This is a genomic window from Pirellulales bacterium, from assembly GCA_035656635.1.
Lineage (GTDB): Bacteria > Planctomycetota > Planctomycetia > Pirellulales > JADZDJ01 > DATJYL01.
The window spans coordinates 1-18,593 of record DASRSD010000172.1; the positions used below are offsets into that span (position 1 = coordinate 1).

General features: G+C 56.8%; 20 protein-coding genes. 3 read left to right on the top strand and 17 right to left on the bottom strand.

What is annotated here, in order from left to right; translation table 11 throughout:
* Positions 1-164: 164 nt before the first annotated feature.
* The gene (locus VFE46_17840; protein ID HZZ29863.1) at positions 165-365 is read left to right on the top strand and encodes a hypothetical protein; all 201 of its coding nucleotides are present in this window, start codon (positions 165-167) and stop codon (positions 363-365) included.
* Positions 366-443: 78 nt separating this feature from the next.
* Here the strand turns inward: VFE46_17840 and VFE46_17845 are convergent, their stop codons facing one another.
* From VFE46_17845 to VFE46_17900, 12 genes are all read right to left on the bottom strand, one after another.
* Positions 444-1,436: a lactate/malate dehydrogenase family protein gene (locus VFE46_17845; protein ID HZZ29864.1), complete on the bottom strand. Its 993-nt coding sequence runs from the start codon at positions 1,434-1,436 to the stop codon at positions 444-446.
* Positions 1,437-1,512: 76 nt separating this feature from the next.
* Entirely contained in the window at positions 1,513-2,382 is an 870-nt protein-coding gene (locus VFE46_17850) for a class II aldolase/adducin family protein (GenBank protein ID HZZ29865.1), read from the bottom strand.
* Positions 2,383-2,398: 16 nt separating this feature from the next.
* Positions 2,399-2,683, bottom strand: coding sequence for a EutN/CcmL family microcompartment protein (locus tag VFE46_17855; GenBank protein HZZ29866.1), 285 nt, complete (start codon positions 2,681-2,683; stop codon positions 2,399-2,401).
* Between the two features lie 17 nt (positions 2,684-2,700).
* The gene (locus tag VFE46_17860; protein ID HZZ29867.1) at positions 2,701-3,378 is read right to left on the bottom strand and encodes an RpiB/LacA/LacB family sugar-phosphate isomerase; all 678 of its coding nucleotides are present in this window, start codon (positions 3,376-3,378) and stop codon (positions 2,701-2,703) included.
* Positions 3,379-3,503: 125 nt separating this feature from the next.
* Positions 3,504-3,764 carry a EutN/CcmL family microcompartment protein gene (locus VFE46_17865; protein ID HZZ29868.1) on the bottom strand — a complete coding sequence of 87 codons (261 nt, stop codon included), beginning with the start codon at positions 3,762-3,764 and terminating at the stop codon, positions 3,504-3,506.
* 69 nt (positions 3,765-3,833) lie between these two features.
* Entirely contained in the window at positions 3,834-5,309 is a 1,476-nt protein-coding gene (locus VFE46_17870; protein ID HZZ29869.1) for an aldehyde dehydrogenase family protein, read from the bottom strand.
* 90 nt (positions 5,310-5,399) lie between these two features.
* Positions 5,400-5,720, bottom strand: coding sequence for a EutN/CcmL family microcompartment protein (locus VFE46_17875; GenBank protein HZZ29870.1), 321 nt, complete (start codon positions 5,718-5,720; stop codon positions 5,400-5,402).
* 63 nt (positions 5,721-5,783) lie between these two features.
* Positions 5,784-6,974, bottom strand: coding sequence for an acetate/propionate family kinase (locus tag VFE46_17880; protein ID HZZ29871.1), 1,191 nt, complete (start codon positions 6,972-6,974; stop codon positions 5,784-5,786).
* Positions 6,975-7,005: 31 nt separating this feature from the next.
* Positions 7,006-7,275, bottom strand: a complete 270-nt coding sequence (locus VFE46_17885; GenBank protein ID HZZ29872.1) for a BMC domain-containing protein — start codon at positions 7,273-7,275, stop codon at positions 7,006-7,008.
* An 87-nt stretch (positions 7,276-7,362) separates the two neighbouring features.
* Positions 7,363-7,671, bottom strand: coding sequence for a BMC domain-containing protein (locus VFE46_17890; GenBank protein ID HZZ29873.1), 309 nt, complete (start codon positions 7,669-7,671; stop codon positions 7,363-7,365).
* 33 nt (positions 7,672-7,704) lie between these two features.
* Positions 7,705-8,388: a phosphate propanoyltransferase gene (locus VFE46_17895; GenBank protein HZZ29874.1), complete on the bottom strand. Its 684-nt coding sequence runs from the start codon at positions 8,386-8,388 to the stop codon at positions 7,705-7,707.
* A 19-nt stretch (positions 8,389-8,407) separates the two neighbouring features.
* A complete protein-coding gene (locus VFE46_17900) occupies positions 8,408-9,229 on the bottom strand; it encodes a DeoR/GlpR family DNA-binding transcription regulator (GenBank protein HZZ29875.1) in 822 nt (273 codons plus the stop codon).
* Between the two features lie 242 nt (positions 9,230-9,471).
* On the opposite strand from VFE46_17900, the gene VFE46_17905 reads away from it, so the two are divergent.
* A complete protein-coding gene (locus VFE46_17905; protein ID HZZ29876.1) occupies positions 9,472-10,008 on the top strand; it encodes a GNAT family N-acetyltransferase in 537 nt (178 codons plus the stop codon).
* A 29-nt stretch (positions 10,009-10,037) separates the two neighbouring features.
* Here the strand turns inward: VFE46_17905 and purN are convergent, their stop codons facing one another.
* Together purN and ileS are read right to left on the bottom strand one after the other, a co-directional pair.
* Positions 10,038-10,694, bottom strand: coding sequence for a phosphoribosylglycinamide formyltransferase (gene purN, locus VFE46_17910; GenBank protein ID HZZ29877.1), 657 nt, complete (start codon positions 10,692-10,694; stop codon positions 10,038-10,040).
* Between the two features lie 144 nt (positions 10,695-10,838).
* Positions 10,839-14,429, bottom strand: coding sequence for an isoleucine--tRNA ligase (ileS, locus tag VFE46_17915; protein HZZ29878.1), 3,591 nt, complete (start codon positions 14,427-14,429; stop codon positions 10,839-10,841).
* Positions 14,430-14,716: 287 nt separating this feature from the next.
* On the opposite strand from ileS, the gene VFE46_17920 reads away from it, so the two are divergent.
* Positions 14,717-16,588 (top strand): dockerin type I repeat-containing protein, encoded by a 1,872-nt coding sequence (locus VFE46_17920; GenBank protein ID HZZ29879.1) that lies wholly within the window; start codon positions 14,717-14,719, stop codon positions 16,586-16,588.
* Here VFE46_17920 and VFE46_17925 read toward each other — a convergent pair.
* The 3 genes from VFE46_17925 to VFE46_17935 all read right to left on the bottom strand — a co-directional run bounded on the left by VFE46_17925 (position 16,585) and on the right by VFE46_17935 (position 18,544).
* Positions 16,585-17,418, bottom strand: coding sequence for a purine-nucleoside phosphorylase (locus VFE46_17925; protein ID HZZ29880.1), 834 nt, complete (start codon positions 17,416-17,418; stop codon positions 16,585-16,587). The two genes, VFE46_17920 and VFE46_17925, sit on opposite strands and share 4 nt — an antisense overlap.
* 101 nt (positions 17,419-17,519) lie before the next feature.
* Positions 17,520-17,960, bottom strand: coding sequence for a tetratricopeptide repeat protein (locus tag VFE46_17930; GenBank protein ID HZZ29881.1), 441 nt, complete (start codon positions 17,958-17,960; stop codon positions 17,520-17,522).
* 128 nt (positions 17,961-18,088) lie between these two features.
* Complete coding sequence (locus VFE46_17935; GenBank protein ID HZZ29882.1) at positions 18,089-18,544, bottom strand: hypothetical protein; 456 nt, start codon at positions 18,542-18,544, stop codon at positions 18,089-18,091.
* Positions 18,545-18,593 lie beyond the last annotated feature (49 nt).

An 18,593-nucleotide genomic window follows, 5' to 3' on the forward strand; every position in this document is an offset into this window, starting at 1 on the left:
TTCACCCGTATCACAGGCGGCAAGTACGTCTCGACGAAACTCCCTCGAATACGGTGCCACAGCAACCTCCTTGTTCAAGTTGCTGCGTAGCTTAACTAATTTGCCGGCATGGCGCTAGAGCTAGATGAAGAGCGCTCTAAATACTCGTGTAGGCGGGATTGCCATTGGCCATCGATGAACGGTTGGCGCTGCTTGGTGGCGAAAACCAAATGATAATGCAAGGCGAGAAAGGTGGAACCCATGACAGCCCTCAATGGTTTGATCGCTGGCATCCCTGCGGGATGCGGGCCGCAATTATATCAACAACCGGTGGTGCGCTGCGCGATCTTGCCCCGGTGGTATCGCTTCGCTCAACCACAGGCTAATGGCTGAAATCCCTTCGGGATGAACTCCAATCCTCTGGAGGATTGTTTGGAGGCGAACAGCGACACGACTTGTACAAATCAATGCTTACATCCGCACGGCTTTTTTGAGTCGCCGGATTTGCAGGAGCACAGTTCTTTGCCAACGCGGGCCATGACCGTGTCGATGGTTTCGCGCAGCACCTGGCCGCTGCGGCGAAGGGCTTGTAGTTCCTTGGGCCACAGTTCGATTTCGTGCGTGGCAACTGCACCGCCGCGACCAACGACGGTCGGCACGCTAATGGCCACGTCGCGCAAATCGTAACAGCCGCGTTGTAGAGAAGAAACGGGCAGAATCGCCCGGCGATCCAGCGCCACGGCTTCGATTACTTCTTGAATCGCCAGCCCCACGGCAAAGCCAGCGCCCCCCTTTTTCTTGATGACTTCCGCGCCGGAGCCTTTGGTGCGGGTGAACAATTCATTCTGCACGTGGTTCGACCAGCCGGGAAAGCGCTCCAGCGGCAGGCCGGCTATGGTGGCACTGCTCCAAATCGGCACCATGCTGTCGCCGTGTTCGCCCAGGATGAGCACCGAAATCTGCGTTGGCGGCGCGCCCAACTTTTCCGCAATCAAACTGCGGAAGCGCAGCGTATCAAGTTGTGTCCCCAACCCAATCACTTGCGGCGCTGGCAGTTCCAGCCGTTTGATGGCCAAATACGTGAGCACATCGACCGGGTTGGAAACGACAACCACGACCGCATCTTTTTTGTATCCGGCTTTGGCAACTTCACCCAAAATGCCCAGAAACAAATCGACGTTGCGGTTGATTAAATCGAGCCGGCTTTCGTCCGGCTTGCGTCGCAGCCCGGCTGTGATGCAAATGACATCGCTCGATGGAATGTGTTCGTAACCGCCAGAAGTAATGACTTGGTCGGCCACGAAAGCCGAGCCGTGCAGCAAATCAAGCGCCTGCCCGCCAGCCAGTTCCGCATTAGCGTCGATCAAGGCAATTTCCCGCACCACGCGCCCGGTTTGCAATGCAAACGCCGTGCAAGAGCCAACCAGCCCGCCGCCGCCAATGATGGAAACCTTCATAGCAAGCCGCGGCCGTTGGTCGCGCCTAGTGTGTATTGAAATCGAATGTAATTCAGCGCGACCACCGGTCGCGGCTTTATGATTTTGCCAGCGCCGCCAGCACCCGGTCGGTGATCAACTTCACCAGCGCTTCTTGATCGGTGCTGCCGGCCTCGTTCACGGCTGGTGCTGCCGATTTTGCCAGTGGCTTCATTTCCGGCGGCGCCTCAAACGCCCGCCGCTGAACGCCCGTGGCATTCCAGCTTTGTCGGAACACGTCGTTAGCGCAAATGTCGCAGTTTTGCATTTCCGGATTCAGTCGCGCATCTTTGAAGCCCCATTTCTGTTTCAAATTCAGCAGCTCCTGCGTTTCCTCTTTGGTGAAGTAATTGATGCGGCCCAAATCGCGGGCCATCATCAAAATTCGACAATAAGCATCCAAAATTTCGGTCCACCAATAGGCCCGTTCCACGGTTTCGCCGCAACTAACGGTGCCGTGATTGGCCAGAATCATCACGTTGGCGTGTTTCACATACGGCAAAACGGTGTCGGCAAATTCCTGACTGCCGGGCGTTTTGTACTGCGTGATGGGCACGTCGCCCAGGAAGACTTCGATTTCGGGCAGCACGCATTGAGGAATCGGCTCCCGGGCCACGGCAAAGGCGGTGGCGTGCGGCGGATGACAATGAACCACGCTTTTCATGTCGGGCCGTTCGCGCAAAATCGTCAGGTGGAGCAGAATTTCGCTGCTGCGCTTCCGCTTGCCCGAAAGCTGCTTGCCTTGCATGTCGACAATGCACAAATCTTCCGGCTTCATATTCCCTTTGGAAATGAGCGTGGGTGTGCAAAGCACTTCATTTTCCGACAGGCGATAACTGATGTTGCCGTCGTTGCCGGCTGCGAAGCCCTTGTTGTAAATGCGGTGGCCGATTTCACAAATTTCGAGTTTGAGTTGATGGGTGTTCATGTTCGCAATTTATGGGTTAACGATTAACTTCTACATGATCTAAAATAGCGGCGTTGTAAGCATCGATGGGTTTTGTTTCTGGATGAAATGGTTGCGCGGCTTCCGGGCCTTCGGTGACGGCGATCAGCATGCCGTCGGCGGCGCCCAGTTCGTCATACACGACGATTTCTTCCGCCGCCATTGGCGAAGTGCCTTTTAAATTGGCCAGCGATTGCGGCACGGCCAGCCGATACGAACCGCCGGTCAACAGCGGATGGCTGCGGACTAGCGTGATCCGGCCAATGGTTTTGCCGATTCGCATGGTTTATTTCTCCAAATTCAGTCGAGCCATTGTTTCCACTGGGCGGGGCAGGCCTGTGCCGGTGAAGCGGCAAACGCTTCGACAAGGCGTTGTATTTCCGATTTGCTCCGCCGCAGGGCGTCGATCACCAACAAGTTTACGCCGAGGTTTTGCACCAGGTCGTTCAGTTCTCCGCGATTAGTAACCATGGCTGCGCGCACGCCGCGCTGCCGATTGGCAATGCACAAGGCCGCAGCCGCCTGATCGGTCAACAGCACGCCCAATTTTTTGCCGCTCTCGACTGCAGCGGCGATGTTTGCCGCAGCCTGTGCGACGCCTACGGCGGGAAGTTCTTCCACTTCCATACCGCGCTGCCGCAGCTGACCGAGTACATCGGCACAATCAAACGCCGCTCCTTTTTTGCTAACGCTGCTGGCCACAATCAATTGGCTGGGTTTGGCGGCTGCCGCTTGGAGCGACCGCACCAGCGTGATGTTTTTTTCTTTCAAACTGTCGCGGGCCGCCGGCGTGACGACCGCTCGGGCCGATACGATGACACGCTGCACCCCATTCAATCGATTGGCCAAGCTCTCGGCGCTGATGACCTTCTCGGTCAATGTCAACTCGCCGCTTGACGAGATTGCAGTGCCAGCGCCGCCTAGCCGCTGGATCACAGCGTGCACAATCCGTTCGACTTGGTCTTCCGAGTGCGGCATGGTGGTTGCTTGAAAGTTCGTTTAAGTCGTACCCAACCCGGCCTGGCGGCCGGGGCCAATCGCTGGTTGTCTCAACGTTCGCTCCTCATCGCTTACCCGTCGCTTCTCATTCGTCGTCTTGCCTCTTACTCATCCACAATGCCCATCACGCTCCAGCGGACAGGGGCTTTTTCAGTTTTCATCATTTCCCGAATCGCGCGGCCTTCGCTGTTCATAATGACCCGTTGTCCAGTGCCGGCTCCCAAGCGATCGACGATCAATTGCGGATCACCGTCCGGTTGTAGGCCATCGGCCAATAGCGGCTGCACAATCAGCAGCTTCCAGCCTTGCAGCGTAGAATGCTTGACCGTTGCAGTGGCGGTGCCGACGACCAGACCGAGTTGCATGAATTCCTCAATGTGCGTTTACGTTCATTTGTTTGCGTGACTAACGGTCGCCGCTTTATCGTTTCTGATTTATGGTTTTCCGATAATTCGCAGATCATCGATCAATGAACAGCGCCGTTCCCGCGTGAACGTTAGCGGCGTGGTCACACCTTCGCCGGTGGGCGTAGCGATGGAGAACGACAAATAACCTTCGCCTCCCAAACCCAGCGCGGCCATGCAGGGACCGTTTTTCACGAACAGCGTGGTATCGAGCGCGCGGCCCATCTTGGTCATGTTGCGCACGTTATTCGAGTGAATCATGGCGGTGTGCCGGAAGCCGTGCTCGTAAAACTTAGCCTTCTCAATGGCTTCGTCTACGTTCCGGCAACGGACGAATGGCAAAAACGGCACCATTTGCTCCACCGGCACAAACGGGTTGTGTTCGTCCGTTTCGCCGAACAGTAATTCGACTTGCGGCGATACCTGCTTGCCAATGCCACGGGCCAAAACCGCTGCATCCTGGCCCAAAAATTCCTTGGCGGGCACGTCGTGTTTGTGCTCCCCTTCTCCGACGGAGATAATGGCCACTTTCGTCAGTGCATCAACTTCTTTCGCGTTCAACCGCGCGGCGCCAGCCTGTTCCATGGCGTTCATCATTTCGTCGAATACCTCGTCGACGACGAACACTTCCTTCTCGGCTATGCACAGCAGATTATTGTCGTAAGCTGCGCCGCGAATAATGTGCCGGGCCGCCCGATCTAAATCAGCGGTTTCGTCAACCACGACCGGCGGATTTCCTGGCCCGGCGACAATGGCCCTCTTCGCACTGCGCATGGCTGCCCGGGCCACTGCCGGCCCGCCGGTAACGCAAATCAATTTCACGCCGCGGTGCTGAAATAAGGCCTCGGCCGACTCCAGCGTTGGCTCGGCCACAACGCAGATCAAATTGTCGATGCCTAAATCCTTGTAAATCGCTTGATTGAACCGCCGCACTCCTTCGGCGGCCACGCGCTTGCCGCTGGGGTGCGGATTCACGACCAGCGTGTTGCCGCCGGCAATCATGTTCACCGCATTGCCGGTAATCGTCGGCAGCGAATGCGTGACCGGCGTAATGCAGCCGATGACGCCAAACGGCGCGTGCTCGATGACGGCCAGGCCATGATCTCCGCTGAACACCTGGCTTTGCAAAAACTCCACGCCGGGCGTGCGCTCGCCCAGAGTTTTCAGTTTTTCGATTTTGTGCTCCAACCGGCCGACTTTGGTTTCCTCCATTTCCATGGTGCCCAGTTCCACGCACTGATCGATGGAAATGCGGCGGATGTGGTCGATAATTCGTTTGCGCACTTCCAGGCCATGTGCGCTAAGTTGCTCGAACGCTTCGTCTGCCGCCGCCACGGCTTCGTCGACGCAGGTGAACACGCCGTGCCGGCCGGAAAAACTGCGCCCGTTGCCAGCGCGCAACTGGCTGGCATCTACTGCGCGGCCGGCCTTGCTTCCGGCCTGCGGCTTAATTTCGGCCAGCACTTGCTTCACGACAGAGCGGATCAATTCTTCGGTTGCTTGCATGGGATTTGTGAGTGAACGGTTGTCAGTGGTCAGTTGTCAGTTACTGTCTGGATTGTGGAAAGTCTTCTCATTCCGGCTTCTGGCTAATCGCTAATTGCTAACCGCTTCTCTGCTGAAGACGCACGCTTGATCAACATGCACGGTGTCAACAATCCCGATAATGACCGCATCGACCGGCAAGTTTTTTGTTTCGGGCGTAAGCCGCGCACTGGAGCCCTGCGTAATGAGCACGAATTCTCCTTCGCCGGCCCCGACGGTGTCGACGGCTACAAATGTGCGGCCCGTGCTCACCAGCGACCGCCGTTTATCGCTTTCGAGTCGATACGGCTCCACCACAAGTAATTTATGCCCGACCATGGCCTCAGTTTTTTGCGTGGCCACAACCGCGCCCGTTACTTTTGCGAGAAACATGGAAGTTGCCTGGGTACGAGTGTCGAAATGTTAGTTGTTTTGAACGCTGGGATGGGCCGTGGGTTATGCTTTTCCTTCCAACAAAGCCTTGGCTTGCCGCGCGACCACAATTTCTTCGTTCGTAGGCGCTACCCACAATTGCACACGGCTGGCATCGGCATGAATCGTCGCTTCGCCGCTGGCGACCGCATTTTGGGCCGGATCGAGCACAATGCCCAACTCTTCTAAACCCGCACACACGGCTGCTCGAATCGTGGCGCTGTTCTCGCCAATGCCGCCGGTGAACACGATGGCATCGGCTCCTCCCAGTTCCACCAAATAGGCCCCCAAATAATGCCGCACGCTGCTAATGAATACGTCCAGCGCCAACTGAGCACGCCCGTTGCCGTGCGAAGCCGCTTCTTCCAAATCGCGCACGTCGCCGCTGGTTCCGCTGAGCCCCAATAGTCCGCTGTGCTCTGCCAGGTCGTCCAGAACCTTTTCCAGCGATTTTCCCGTCGCCCGCATCACAACCGGCAGTGCGAAGGGATCGAAATCTCCCACGCGGTTGGTTTGCGGCAATCCCGATTGCGGGCTCATGCCCATGCTGACCGCTACGCTTTTTCCGCTGGAAATGGCACACAGCGAACTTGAGCCTCCTAAATGGCAGGAGATAATCCGCATATCGCTGCGGCCGGTTAGCTCCCGCATTCGCTGGGCAATGTAACGGTGACTAGCGCCGTGAAATCCCCAGCGGCACACGTGATGCTTTTCGGCCCATTCGTAGGGCGCGGCATAAGCACGCAGCCGAGGAGGAATCGTGGCGTGAAAGCCCGTTTCAAACGCCGCCACCAACGGAATGCCCGGCAACTTTTCGCTCATCTGCCGCATGGCTGCAATGTAGGGCGGGTTGTGCGCCGGGGCCACGGCGTTCATCGCTTCCATGGCGGCCAGCACTTCGGCCGTTACCCGCTGCACGCCGCTAAACTTTCCTCCATGCACGGCTTTGAAGCCGATGGCTGCCACTTCGCGGGCATCTTGCAAACAGCCGGTATCAGGATCGGCCAATTGCCTCAAGCACAATTGCACCGCCGCGGCGTGATCGGGCACGTGGGCCGTCTGTTCGCGCCGCTGGCTGCCCATTTGCACAAAGCACTTGCTTTCCTGCGAGCCGATGCGTTCCACACCGCCGCGCGCAAGTTGCCGCTGATCGATCATGTCGAACAGCCGATACTTGAAGCTGGTGGAACCTAAATTGGCGACCAGAATTTTCATGCACTGCATCCCATCATTCAGATGTTACAGCTCAGGACAAATAGGCGGCCGTCAGTCCTTCCGCCGGGCGGGGAATCACGTGGCTGCTGACCAAATCGCCCACGTGCTGGGCCGCCGCCGAGCCGGCTTCAACCGCCGCCCGCACGCTCCCCACGTCGCCGGAAACCACGGTGGTTACCAGGCCGCCGCCAATGGAAACCCGCTTCACAATTTGCACATTGGCCGCTTTGGCCATGGCATCGGTGGCTTCGACCAGCGCCACCAACCCTTTGGTTTCGACTAACCCGATTGCACTTTGCATGGAAAATACCTCGATAAAGAAGTGTCTGATTTACGAACTGAAAACTCGTCTCTCGACCCTCGCCCCTCATTCTCCTTCTCTCATCCCTCAATCAGCTCCCTTGGCAGCCACGCGCTTGTTCGACGGCAGCACCACGTCAATATCGTCATGCGGGCGGGGAATCACTTGCACGCTGACCACTTCGCCAATGCGCCCTGCGGCGGCGGCGCCGGCATCGGTGGCGGCTTTCACCGCGGCCACATCGCCGGTGACAAAGACTGTGACCAAACCACTGCCAACTTTGTCCCAGCCCAGAAAGGCCACGTTGGCGGCTTTCATCATTGCGTCGCTGGCTTCGATCAAGGCCACAAAGCCCTTGGTCTCAATCATGCCCAGCGCTTCCATTGTTTTTGCCATAGCACGTACTCCCAAAAAAAGGAAACAGGAAACTTACTTGAATAGTTCAACTTTCGTCGCGTGATCCAAATCTGCCGCGTTGCCTTCATCCGTGTCGATATGCACTTCCAACTTGCTGGTTTCGTCGGCCCGTACGAGCAAATCTTCCAGCACCAGGCTGCAAGTTGATTCAACTCGCAGCTTCATGCGCTCGCCGTTTTTTACGCCGTAATGCTTGGCGTGCTGAACATTCATGTGCACATGCCGCTCCGCACGAATCACGCCTTCTTTCAACTCCACCACGCCGGCTGGACCAACCAGCACGCAGCCCGGGGTGCCGCCGATTTTTCCACTGGGGCGGACCGGCAAATCAATGCCCAGCGAAATGCCGTCGGTAAACGCCAACTCCACCTGCGAATGCCCGCGGCACGGCCCCAACACGCGCACCGCCGGCAACATGCGCCGCTTGCTGGGCCCGACCACCATCACCGTTTCGGCGGCGGCGTAAAATCCGTCCTGATACAGCGGCTTTTCCGGCGTCAGCTTGCGGCCTTTGCCGAATAAAATTTCCACGTGCTCGTCGGTCAGATGGCAATGCCGCGCGGAAATGCTGACCATTAGCTTCGACGAATCTGGCGGCGCATGGGCCAGCACGATTTCGCGCACAATGCGCTCCACGGTGGCGCGGTCGATGACTCGGCTTCGCATCGAGCTCGGTTTCATCGAGGTAGTGGGCATGATAGGGTGAGATCTGAAATCAGCTCGCCGTTTTATGTTCCGAAATTTGTTCTGGGGCCGCCAACAGCAGTTGCACGCCGGCCGCAACAATTCTTTCCTGCCACTCCGGCGGCAGTTGCTCGTCCACGACTAACGTTTGCACGGCATTGAGCGGGCACAAATGCGCCAAGCTTTGCCGGCCGAATTTGGTGCTGTCGGCCACCACAATCACACGATCGGCCGCGTGCATCATGGCCCGCTCCGTTTCCACGAGCAGCAAATTGCTGTTGTAAAATCCGCGTTCGTTTACTCCCGCCACGCTGAGCACCGTTTTCCGCACATTCAGTTGTGCCAGTTGATCGTTGGCGTAGGGCCCCAGCGTGACGCCGCTGCGCGGATAAACATATCCGCCGATCAGCACTAAATCGGTCGCCGTGTGCGAAGCCAGTAAATTCGCCACGGGCAACGAGTTGGTCACCACTTGCAGCGCTTTGCCGATCAGCAGCCGGGCCACTTCGTACGTCGTGGTGCCGCCGTCCAACAGCAACGTATCGCCCGGCTCGATCAATTCGGCCGTCCGGCGAGCAATGGCTTTTTTCAATTCCCATTGAGCTGGCTGACGTTCTTCAAAGTGCGGCAACTGGGGCGAGCTGCCGGTGTAAAAAACCCCGCCGTGGGTGCGCTTCGCCGAGCCCCCTTCTTCCAGGAAGTCGAGATCGCGCCGGATGGTCGATTCAGAAACGCCTAGCTCTTCGACCAATTCCGACAGTGAAGCAAAGCCTCGCTGGCGAATTAGCTCCAGCAATCGATTGCGCCTCTCATCGACCACCACCATGACCATGATCCCCCCGCGAATAGTCACCAATGATGCGATTATGGCAATCGGTGCGATAGAAAGCAATCATCATTTCGCGTGTAAATGATAGATATGTTTCACACACTTGAGATAGTTCAATCGAAATAAATGACAGAATAATTCGCAAGCCACTGATATGTAAGGCTTTATAACACAAGACCTGCAACAGAATTCTAGTGAAACCAATTGCATTTCAATGCTTTGCCGGCACGCTTCGCCTTAAGCGGCGACCGTGCGAAGATATGCCCATGCCCAGTGTGCTCCAGCTTTCGCGGCGATTAGACTGCCAACCTGAAATTGCATCCATCGACGGGATTACGATCCGCACTTATCAGAGCGACGCCGACATTGCACCGTGGCTTGAACTTCGTCATCAGGCATTTGCCCGGCAGCGGATTGGAGTGCGGCAATGGAGCCCGCCCGATTTCTTCGCCGAGTTCGTCAACTGCTGGTGGTGGAGTCCGCAGCACATGTGGCTGGCGGAAACATTGGGCCATTCTGTCCCGGGAACTGACAGCACGCCAAACCAGCGGCAGTTGATCGGGGCGGTCACTTTATCCCTGCGCGGCACGCCAGATCAAAGCCAGGCTGCCCGGCCGGCTGTCCATTGGCTTGTGGTGCATCCCCGTTGGCGACGCCGCGGCATTGGAAAACTGCTGATGATGCATTTGGAAGCGGCGGCCTGGAATGCCGGGCATCGAGAGATTTTCCTGGAGACGCACGCCGCTTGGGAAGACGCCGTGCAGTTTTATCAGACACTGGGTTATCGACCGGTTCAATCCTAAACCGCTTGCGGGTTATCGCTACTGGACAGCTACTGGACAACGACCTGCCCATTTTCCACGCACACCCGTCCCTTGGCAATTAGCCGGAGCGCTTCTGGGTACGCCAGGCATTCTGCGGCAAACACTCGCTGGGCCAGTGTTTCGGGCGTGTCGTCTTCCAGCACCGGAACTGTGCGCTGCAAAATCACTGGTCCGTGATCGTAATGGTTGTCGACCAAATGCACGGTACAGCCGCTGATTCTTGTGCCGGATTGCAGCACCGCCTCATGCACCCGATGGCCGTACATTCCCGCGCCGCAAAAATTCGGAATCAGTGCCGGATGGATATTCGTCACGCGGTTTTGAAAATCGTCGGGAATGGGCACGTGCTTGAGAAATCCGCCCATGGCGACAAGATGCACACCCGCCTGCCGGCCCGGGCCAAAAACCGCTTCGCTGAACGCTTCCGGCGATGAGAATTCGCCGGGCCGCACCACCCGCGCAGGAATTCCCGCGGCCTGTGCAATTTCCAGCCCGGCGGCTTTCGATGAACTGGAAATCACCAGCTCAATTTTCGCATCTAAGTACTGTCCGTTCCCGTCGGGCCGGGCGATTTTTTCAATCAAATTTCGCAGCGTGGTGCCGCCGCCGGAAATCAACACCGCCAAGCGTAACGGCGAAACGGCTTGGCCAAGCGAATAGGACATAGAATTAGCCGCGAATAAACGCAAATGAACGCGAATCCAAGGAAGAACCCAATCCGCCCCTCTCAGCACGATTCAAAATGGTCAAACTGTAGCAGAACTGCGAATTTCATGAAATCATTTGCGTTAATTCGCGTTCATTTGCGGCTAATTCTTCTTTGGCGTGATTTGCACGTATAGTTGCAGCGATTCGTCGCCGAGTTTCATTTCCATTGGATCGACCCCTTCGATCGGCACCTGTTTCAAAGTCACAGCCAACGTTTCGCCGCGAATGTAATCGCCAAATTGTTTCAGCGCCTGGTCAATTTCGGCAGATTTGCTTACTACGCCCACTTCGATGCGGTCGGTGTATTCACAGCCTTTGTCTTTGCGGCAAGTTTGAATGGCGTGCACAATTTCGCGGGCCACGCCTTCGATGACCAACTCCGGAGAAATTTCCGTCGCCAACACCACCACGCAATGTTTGCCCTGAGCCGCGGCCCAGCCGGGCTTGGCTTGCAGGCGAACTTGCAAATCTTCCCGGTCCAGAGCTTCGCTGCTGCCATCGTCTAGTTGCAGCGCAACTTTGCCAGCCGCTTCCATTTCGGCCAATAGCTTGCCGCCATCGGCCTTCGCTAGCGCTTGCTTAACCAGCGGCAATTTCTTTCCCAAGCGTGGGCCAAGCCGTTTCAAATCGGGGAGTACGGTATACGTGATGTATTGATCGGCCTTCTGCGTAAACTCCACCTGCTTGACGTTCAACTCCTTGCAGATCACTTCCTTGTGGTGATCGAGCCACGCTTGCTGCCCGGGGTTGACCAAAATCACTTCCACCTTGGCCAGCGGCTGCCGCACTTTCAGCTTGGCGCCCATACGGGCCGACAAGCCCAGCGAAGCAATTTCGCGCACCAGGTTCATTTGGGCCGACAGCGCCTCGTCGATGGCGGCTGCATCGCCGGTGGGAAAATCGCACAGGTGGACGCTTTCGAGCGCAGCCAGCGGCTGCCGGCTGGCGGCTGGCGGATTGCCTGCTGCTTGCTGCCCGCCGCCGGCTAAGTTCCGCCACATTGCCTCGGCTAAAAATGGCACAAAGGGGGCGATGATTTTCGCCGTCGTCAGCAAGCACTCGTATAACGTCCAATAAGCGTCGATTTTATCCGGGTCGCGCTTATCCTCAGCCCAAAAGCGATCGCGGCTGCGGCGCACGTACCAATTGGAAAGCGCGTCGACGAATTCTATAATCTGCTGCGCGGCGGTGTAATTGTCGTACGCATCCATGCGTTCCACCACGGCGGCGGCAGTGCGATTCAGCTCGCTTAGAATCCAGCGATCCAGTTCGGAACGATCTTTAATCGATCGGTAGCTCTTCGCGGTTGCTAAATCGGCGGGCGTCAGGCCGCTGGCGGCTGGCGGATTACTGTCTGCCGTCTGCTGCCGGCTGCCAGCGACTTCCACCAGCGGATCAAAGCCATCGATGTTGGCATAGATCACAAAAAAGCCGTACGTGTGCCACAGCCGCAGCAAAAACTCCGGAATGCTGTCGCGAATGGCCCGTTCGCTGTAGCGGATGGTGGTCCACGGCGGCTGCGTGGCGAAAAAGTACCACCGCAGGGCATCGGCCCCGTACTTGTCGAAAATTTCGCCGGGTTCGCGATAGTTCCGCTTGCTTTTGGACATTTTCTGCCCGTCTTCCCCGAGCATCAGGCCCAGGACGATGCAATTGCGGAATGGCCGTGGAATCGGCTGGTCGAACACCAGTGTGCTAATGGCCAACTGGCTGTAAAACCAGCCGCGGGTTTGGTCGAGCGCTTCGCTGATGAAATCGGCGGGGAATTGTTCGTGGAAGCGGGCAGCAGGCAGCGGGCGGCTGGCAGAGGTATCCACCGCCTGCTGCGTGCTGCCGGCCGCCTGCTCTTCTCCCTGATATCCCCATTGGGCAAACGGCATGGCGCCGCTGTCGTACCAGCAGTCGATGACTTCGGTGACACGCCGCATTCGCGCGCCTTTTTCAAACGGCGAATCGTAGGTGACGGCGTCGATGTACGGTTTGTGAACTTTCAGATCGTCGGCCAACTTCGGATTGGCTTTTTTGGCGGCATCCCAAACTTCTGTCCCCTGGATGCCGGGCTTTTTCAAAAGCTCCTCATAATTAGCAATGGCTTCCATTTTGCCGGTTTTCTCGCACACCCAAATCGGCAGCGGGGTGCCCCAGAAGCGTTCGCGGCTGAGGGCCCAATCGACGTTGGTTTCCAGAAAATTCCCGAAGCGGCCGTGTTTGATGTGCTCCGGCAACCAGTTGATGTGCTGGTTGTTGTCCAGCATTTTCTGCTTGGATTCGCTGGTTTTGATGAACCAACTGCGGCGCGGATATTGAATGAGCGGATCTTCCTCGGCCCGCCAGCAGAATGGATATTCGTGGCGATATTCTTCGCGATGAAACAACAGCCCACGATTTTTGAGATCGTGGATGATGTCCTTGTCGCAATCTTTGACCCAGCGACCACGGCAGTATTCGGGGCCGTCTGAATTGAATTTGCCATCTGCTTTAACCGGGCAAAGTGGTTCTAATGCAACACCATCTTGAAAACGAAGCGCATCGCTCCAAAGTGTCTTGAAATCGTCCTCACCGAACGCAGGGGCTATGTGAACGACTCCTGTTCCGCTATCAGTCGTTACAAAATCACCCGGGAGAATTCTCCATGCAAGGAAATCTTCGCCGCCAGTCTTCAACCTGCCCTTCCGATTGCCCCAAGTTTGCCTCTGCTGGTTTGGAGCAGTTGACGGGGTATCCTCATAGTACTCGTTGAATGGCGGCCCATACCGCAAACCGATCAACTTCTTGCCGCGAATTGTTTTCTCAACCTTTAACTCCCGCTTTACTTTAGCGGCGATCGTTTCCACCAGTGCACTGGCGATAATCAATCTATGGGGCGCGGAAACGGCGACTGTTTGATCCGTAACGGGAGGGGAAGTTGCGGCAGCTTCGTCGTCAACAACTACCGCGTATTCCAAATCCGGATGCACGGCCGCAAACTGATTGCTCGGCAGTGTCCACGGTGTGGTGGTCCAAACGAGCAAGCTCGCCCCGTCCAGGCCCAATTCTTTGGTACGCTCGTCGGAAACCAGCGGGAACTTCACATACACGCTGGGGTCGGCCACTTCGCGGTAACCCAATCCCACTTCGCCCGCCGATAGCGACGTTCCGCCTTGGGCCCACCACCAGACGATTTTGTAGCCCTGGTACAAGAGGCCGCGGTCGAATAGTTGCTTCAGGCTCCACCAGACGCTTTCCACGTAACTTTGGTGGTACGTAACGTAGGCCTGCTTCAAATCGACCCAAAAACCGATCCGTTCCGTCAGCCGTTCCCACTCTTGCATGTAGCGCCACACGCTTTGCTGGCACTTTTGGATGAACGGTTCTATGCCGTAGTTTTCAATCTCTTCTTTGGAGTGGATGCCCAGCTCTTTGCACACTTCCACTTCGACGGGCAGGCCGTGCGTGTCCCAGCCGGCTTTGCGTTCGCACAGGTAGCCGCGCATGGTGCGGTAGCGCGGGAACAGGTCTTTGATGGCGCGAGTCAGGCAGTGCCCGGGGTGCGGCATTCCGTTGGCCGTGGGGGGACCTTCGTAAAACACGAATCGCTGCTGATCGGCGCGGCGGGCCAGCGACTTTTCGTAAATTTTCGCCGCGCGCCAAAAGCGGAGAATTTCCTCCTCCAGCTTCGGAAAGTTGACGTTCGATTCGACCGGTTGAAACATGGGCGTGTATTGGAACCGCGGAGACACACAGACGCGGAAAGCAGTTTACCAATCGCGCCTGTGGACGACTACGGGAGCATTCTATGCAGATGGCTTGCCGCGCTGGCAAAAAGCGGCGGTTTCGACTATAACTGGTTGAGCAGGGACAATTGCAGTGGGAGAGGTGGATGGTTTTTGATCGTGGGATAGGGCCGCAGCGACGGAATCAATTCCGTCGCCCTTTTCAAAACCGGCCCCAATTGCACCGGATAGTGACTTTCGCGGCGATGCTCTGCGCGGCAACCTCCGTGGAGCGTCCGCATCAAGCCCTGGCGGTTGATTTGGTCGGTCTGGCCCAGAGTGCAGCCGTTGATCAACCGCAAATCAACATGCTGGTGCGGAACATCGGGGCGAATGGGCCGGGCGACCCGCTGACCGCGCAAACAGTCGTGGGCTACGACGACAACTTTAATCCTATCACCGCGCCATCGATCAACATTACCGCGTATCTCGATACTGGCAGCAGCGGATCGCTGCTTAGCACTTCAACTGCGACCGGATATACTGACAGCACCGGCCATGGGATTCCGAATTCAACCTTCAATGGCCAAACCGTAAAGTTCGCCGATATTGGCGTGGGCGGAACGGCAAACTTCACCGTTTCCAAACCCATTGTGATGCAGTTTGCTCCGTACACGCCAACGACCAATGATCTTTTGGCCAACGCCGCAGACGCCACTTACGCTCAATACTATCCGCAGCAACTTAACGCGCAAATTGAAATCGGCCCCAGCGATGACGGCAGCCAATCGCTTACCGGCGATCCGCTGCTCGATTCCATCTTGGCGTCAGAGACCGCGGTTGACGTCGTGGGCATGCCGGCCTTGACGGGCAAGGTGATGGTCGTCGACGCGCGCTCCAGCAATAGCGAAGTATCTTACTTGGCCGCCAATGGGGCTGATTTGAGCAGCCTGATTACCGATCCTACTGCATTCGCAAATTTCATTAATAATTTGTCGCTGCGTACTTACATCTATAATCCAGGAACGCCTTTTCGCCAGGACGCAAATTCTCTGGCAAGCGATCCGGGCATTCCTACCACGAACCTGCACGTGAAACTGAGCTATGCCGATTTCAGCGGCTTTACCACCCTAACACCCACCGGCGCGCCGGGACCCAATTTGACGCACAATCCGTTCATTGGTCCCAACCCGCTGGCGGCGCCGGGAACCGACCATACGCCAGGGATAAAGATTAGCTTCAAAGTGCCTGATACCGCCAATCCCAGTAAGCTCGATACGCTTACCACCACGGGCAGCTTTTTGTTCGACACGGGCGCCGGCGCCTCGTTCATTTCGGATAACTTGGCCGCCCAGCTTCACGTTCGCTACAAAGCCGGAACGGAGGGAACGGACAACGCGAGTTTGGAATTGTACGATCCGAGCAATCCAACGGCTCCCGGCACGCCGCTGGCAAATCAATTTCAAGAGTCGGTCACCGGCATTGGCGCCACGATTACCATCGCGGGTTTTTATCTCGATTCTCTCATCATTCCCACGATAGAAGCAAATCCTAACAATCCCAACGATCCGCGAAACATCATCTTTTCAGGCACACGCACAGCCAGCGGACAACAAGATATTTTGGGACCGCCCGTGCTGGTGCAAAACATTACTGCGACGAAAGGAAACCAATCCATTACGTTGGATGGCGACTTGGGCATAAATTTTTTGGCGGGAAGCGTAAATCTGGGAGGCGATGGCTTTGACCCAACACTGGGTGGTTTTGCTCCCGGCGCTTTCGATTGGATTACCTTTGACGAACCTAACGGCGTGCTCGGCCTCAAATTGAATAGCACTTTTCACATTGCGGGCGATTTCAATTTAGATGGCAAGCTGACCAATGCCGACGTGCAGGCCATGCTCAACGCCTTGAAAAACATTTCCGGATTTGAATCGGCCAATTCGCTCAGCGGCGACGATTGGCTCGATATTGCCGATGTTAACCGCGACGGCGCGGTTACCATGGCCGACCTGACCGCACTCATGCAATTGCTGACGGGACAAATTCCCAGCTCAGGATCCGGCTCCCTTTCCGTCGTGCCGGAACCGGCAGCAGCGGAGCTGGCCCTGGTGGCCTTGGGCGGGCTCATCGCCCTGTGGCGAATTCGCCGCCGCTAAATGGCGCGCGGTTCTTTTTCCAACACGCCCAGCACAATTTTTCGCAGCTTGGGCTCGGCAATGGAAGCAGCGTGCAAAATTTCTTTGATGTCAACCGGCTTCAACGTGTCGGGAAAGCACATGTCGGTAATGGCCGAAAGACCCAACACGCGCATGCCGCTGTGCACGGCCACGGTGCACTCCGGCACGGTAGACATGCCCACGCAATCGGCCCCAATGGTTCGCAAGAACCGATATTCAGCCCGGGTTTCCAAATTCGGACCGCTCACGGCGACAAACACCCCGCGATGGGCCACAAAATTTTCGCGCCGCGCCACTTCGAGCGCCCGATCAATCAGCTCCGGCGTGTAAGCGCGGCTCATATCGGGGAAGCGCGGACCGAGCCGATCGTCGTTAATGCCGATTAGCGGGTTGCCTCCCATCAGGTTAATGTGATCGTCGATCACCATCACGTCGCCAATGCGATATGCCGGGTTCATGCCGCCGCAGGCGTTGGAGACGATGAGCAAATCGGCTCCCAAAAATTTCATTACCCGCACGGGGAATGTAATTTTTTGGTGCGGATAGGCCTCGTACGAATGCACGCGCCCTTCCATGGCCACCACCGGCACGCCTGCCAGCCGGCCGCAGACCAGCACCCCGGCATGGCTTGTGGCCGTCGATTGTGCGAAATGGGGGATGTCGCCGTACGGAATGGTGGCTTCGGCTTCAATTTCGCGAGCCAAAGCGCCCAGCCCGGTACCCAAGATAATTCCCGCGTGCGGTTTGCCGGACCATTTTTTGCGAATGGCGGCAATCGATTCTTGTATTTGGTTGTACAACTCGAGCATGGCCGATGGGTGACAGAAAAAGTGTTGCCGGAGTGTTTAGCCGCGACGCGCCAGCGGAGCGAGCGGTAAGACAATGATGCTGGCGACGCGCGAATGGATCGCTAACCGTCGATGCCGTAATTCCGCAGTAGCGAGTGAAATTCGGGCAGCGGACAGAGCGATTTCAAATCAGGATCGACTTCCAAATGACTGAAGTCGTTGTACCCTAACTCCAAGGCGCTGGCCAGGGCCTCAATGGCGGTTTGCGGCTCGCCTTGTACCGCCAGGCTGCAAGCCAGATTGTAGTGCACCAGGCAATCCTCGGGGAGCAACTTTGCTAATTGCCGATCAATGGCTATCGCCCGATCGTGCCGGCCCTGGCGAGCATGCAATTCCCCCAACAATTTCAGCACGCGAATGTTGTTGGGTTGGCGCTCGAGAATGCGCTCGTAAAATGCGGCGTCGAAGTCAGCCTGGTCTAAGTTTCCAAACCACGCGGCCGACGCCGAAGGAAAAGCGGACGCGGAATTGGGTTGTGCGGAACTTGGTTCGCTGGGGCTCATCGTCGCGGGAAAAGCAGTTGGTTGACGGGTTTTTGCAGGCTCGATCTGGTGCACATTCCCTGTTGCCAACTATCGGCCGATCCGCCCATCGGCTTTGGCCCGCTTGCCCGTTATACGCGGCTGGGGCATTATTTGCCGTCAAAATCCTTATCATCCTTAGCGTCGCCATTCTTTTCATCGATCTCATCGTCCTCATCTTCGAGGTCGTCCTCCTCGTCGAGGTCGGATTCAAAGTCGTCGTCAAAGTCGTCGTCGAAATCGTCCTCGTCCCATTCTTCTTCCTCCACCAACGGGCCGTCATCGAGCAAGCCATCATCTTCTAAATCCTCGTCGTCGCCGCCGTCTTCGTCTTCAGAGTCTTCATCTTTTTTTTCCTCGCCTGGTTTTTCTTCGTCTTCCTCGGCGCGTGGAGATTGCTCGAAGCCCGAGAGAAACCAGCGCGACTCTTCCAAATCGCGATTGCCGAAGCCGATTTGTCGCCAAACCGGTGCGTCCGACCACCACACAGTACCCGCCGCCCGCATAGCAAGTTCTCCAGAAGAAATATTTTGGCTGCCGATTACGTCATTTGTGCTCGCAGCCAAGTGGCTTACCCTTTGCCCGATCCAGCTTTCCTATCGGTGGCCGAAACGT

Bases quoted from the DNA above. Each gene is read 5' to 3' on its own strand.
- VFE46_17845 (HZZ29864.1), bottom strand. From the start codon at position 1,436: ATGAAGGTTTCCATCATTGGCGGCGGCGGGCTGGTTGGCTCTTGCACG.
- VFE46_17850 (HZZ29865.1), bottom strand. From the start codon at position 2,382: ATGAACACCCATCAACTCAAACTCGAAATTTGTGAAATCGGCCACCGC.
- VFE46_17855 (HZZ29866.1), bottom strand. From the start codon at position 2,683: ATGCGAATCGGCAAAACCATTGGCCGGATCACGCTAGTCCGCAGCCAT.
- VFE46_17860 (HZZ29867.1), bottom strand. From the start codon at position 3,378: ATGCCGCACTCGGAAGACCAAGTCGAACGGATTGTGCACGCTGTGATC.
- VFE46_17865 (HZZ29868.1), bottom strand. From the start codon at position 3,764: ATGCAACTCGGTCTGGTCGTCGGCACCGCCACTGCAACGGTCAAGCAT.
- VFE46_17870 (HZZ29869.1), bottom strand. From the start codon at position 5,309: ATGCAAGCAACCGAAGAATTGATCCGCTCTGTCGTGAAGCAAGTGCTG.
- VFE46_17875 (HZZ29870.1), bottom strand. From the start codon at position 5,720: ATGTTTCTCGCAAAAGTAACGGGCGCGGTTGTGGCCACGCAAAAAACT.
- VFE46_17880 (HZZ29871.1), bottom strand. From the start codon at position 6,974: ATGAAAATTCTGGTCGCCAATTTAGGTTCCACCAGCTTCAAGTATCGG.
- VFE46_17885 (HZZ29872.1), bottom strand. From the start codon at position 7,275: ATGCAAAGTGCAATCGGGTTAGTCGAAACCAAAGGGTTGGTGGCGCTG.
- VFE46_17890 (HZZ29873.1), bottom strand. From the start codon at position 7,671: ATGGCAAAAACAATGGAAGCGCTGGGCATGATTGAGACCAAGGGCTTT.
- VFE46_17895 (HZZ29874.1), bottom strand. From the start codon at position 8,388: ATGCCCACTACCTCGATGAAACCGAGCTCGATGCGAAGCCGAGTCATC.
- VFE46_17905 (HZZ29876.1), top strand. From the start codon at position 9,472: ATGCCCAGTGTGCTCCAGCTTTCGCGGCGATTAGACTGCCAACCTGAA.
- purN (HZZ29877.1), bottom strand. From the start codon at position 10,694: ATGTCCTATTCGCTTGGCCAAGCCGTTTCGCCGTTACGCTTGGCGGTG.
- ileS (HZZ29878.1), bottom strand. From the start codon at position 14,429: ATGTTTCAACCGGTCGAATCGAACGTCAACTTTCCGAAGCTGGAGGAG.
- VFE46_17925 (HZZ29880.1), bottom strand. From the start codon at position 17,418: ATGCTCGAGTTGTACAACCAAATACAAGAATCGATTGCCGCCATTCGC.
- VFE46_17930 (HZZ29881.1), bottom strand. From the start codon at position 17,960: ATGAGCCCCAGCGAACCAAGTTCCGCACAACCCAATTCCGCGTCCGCT.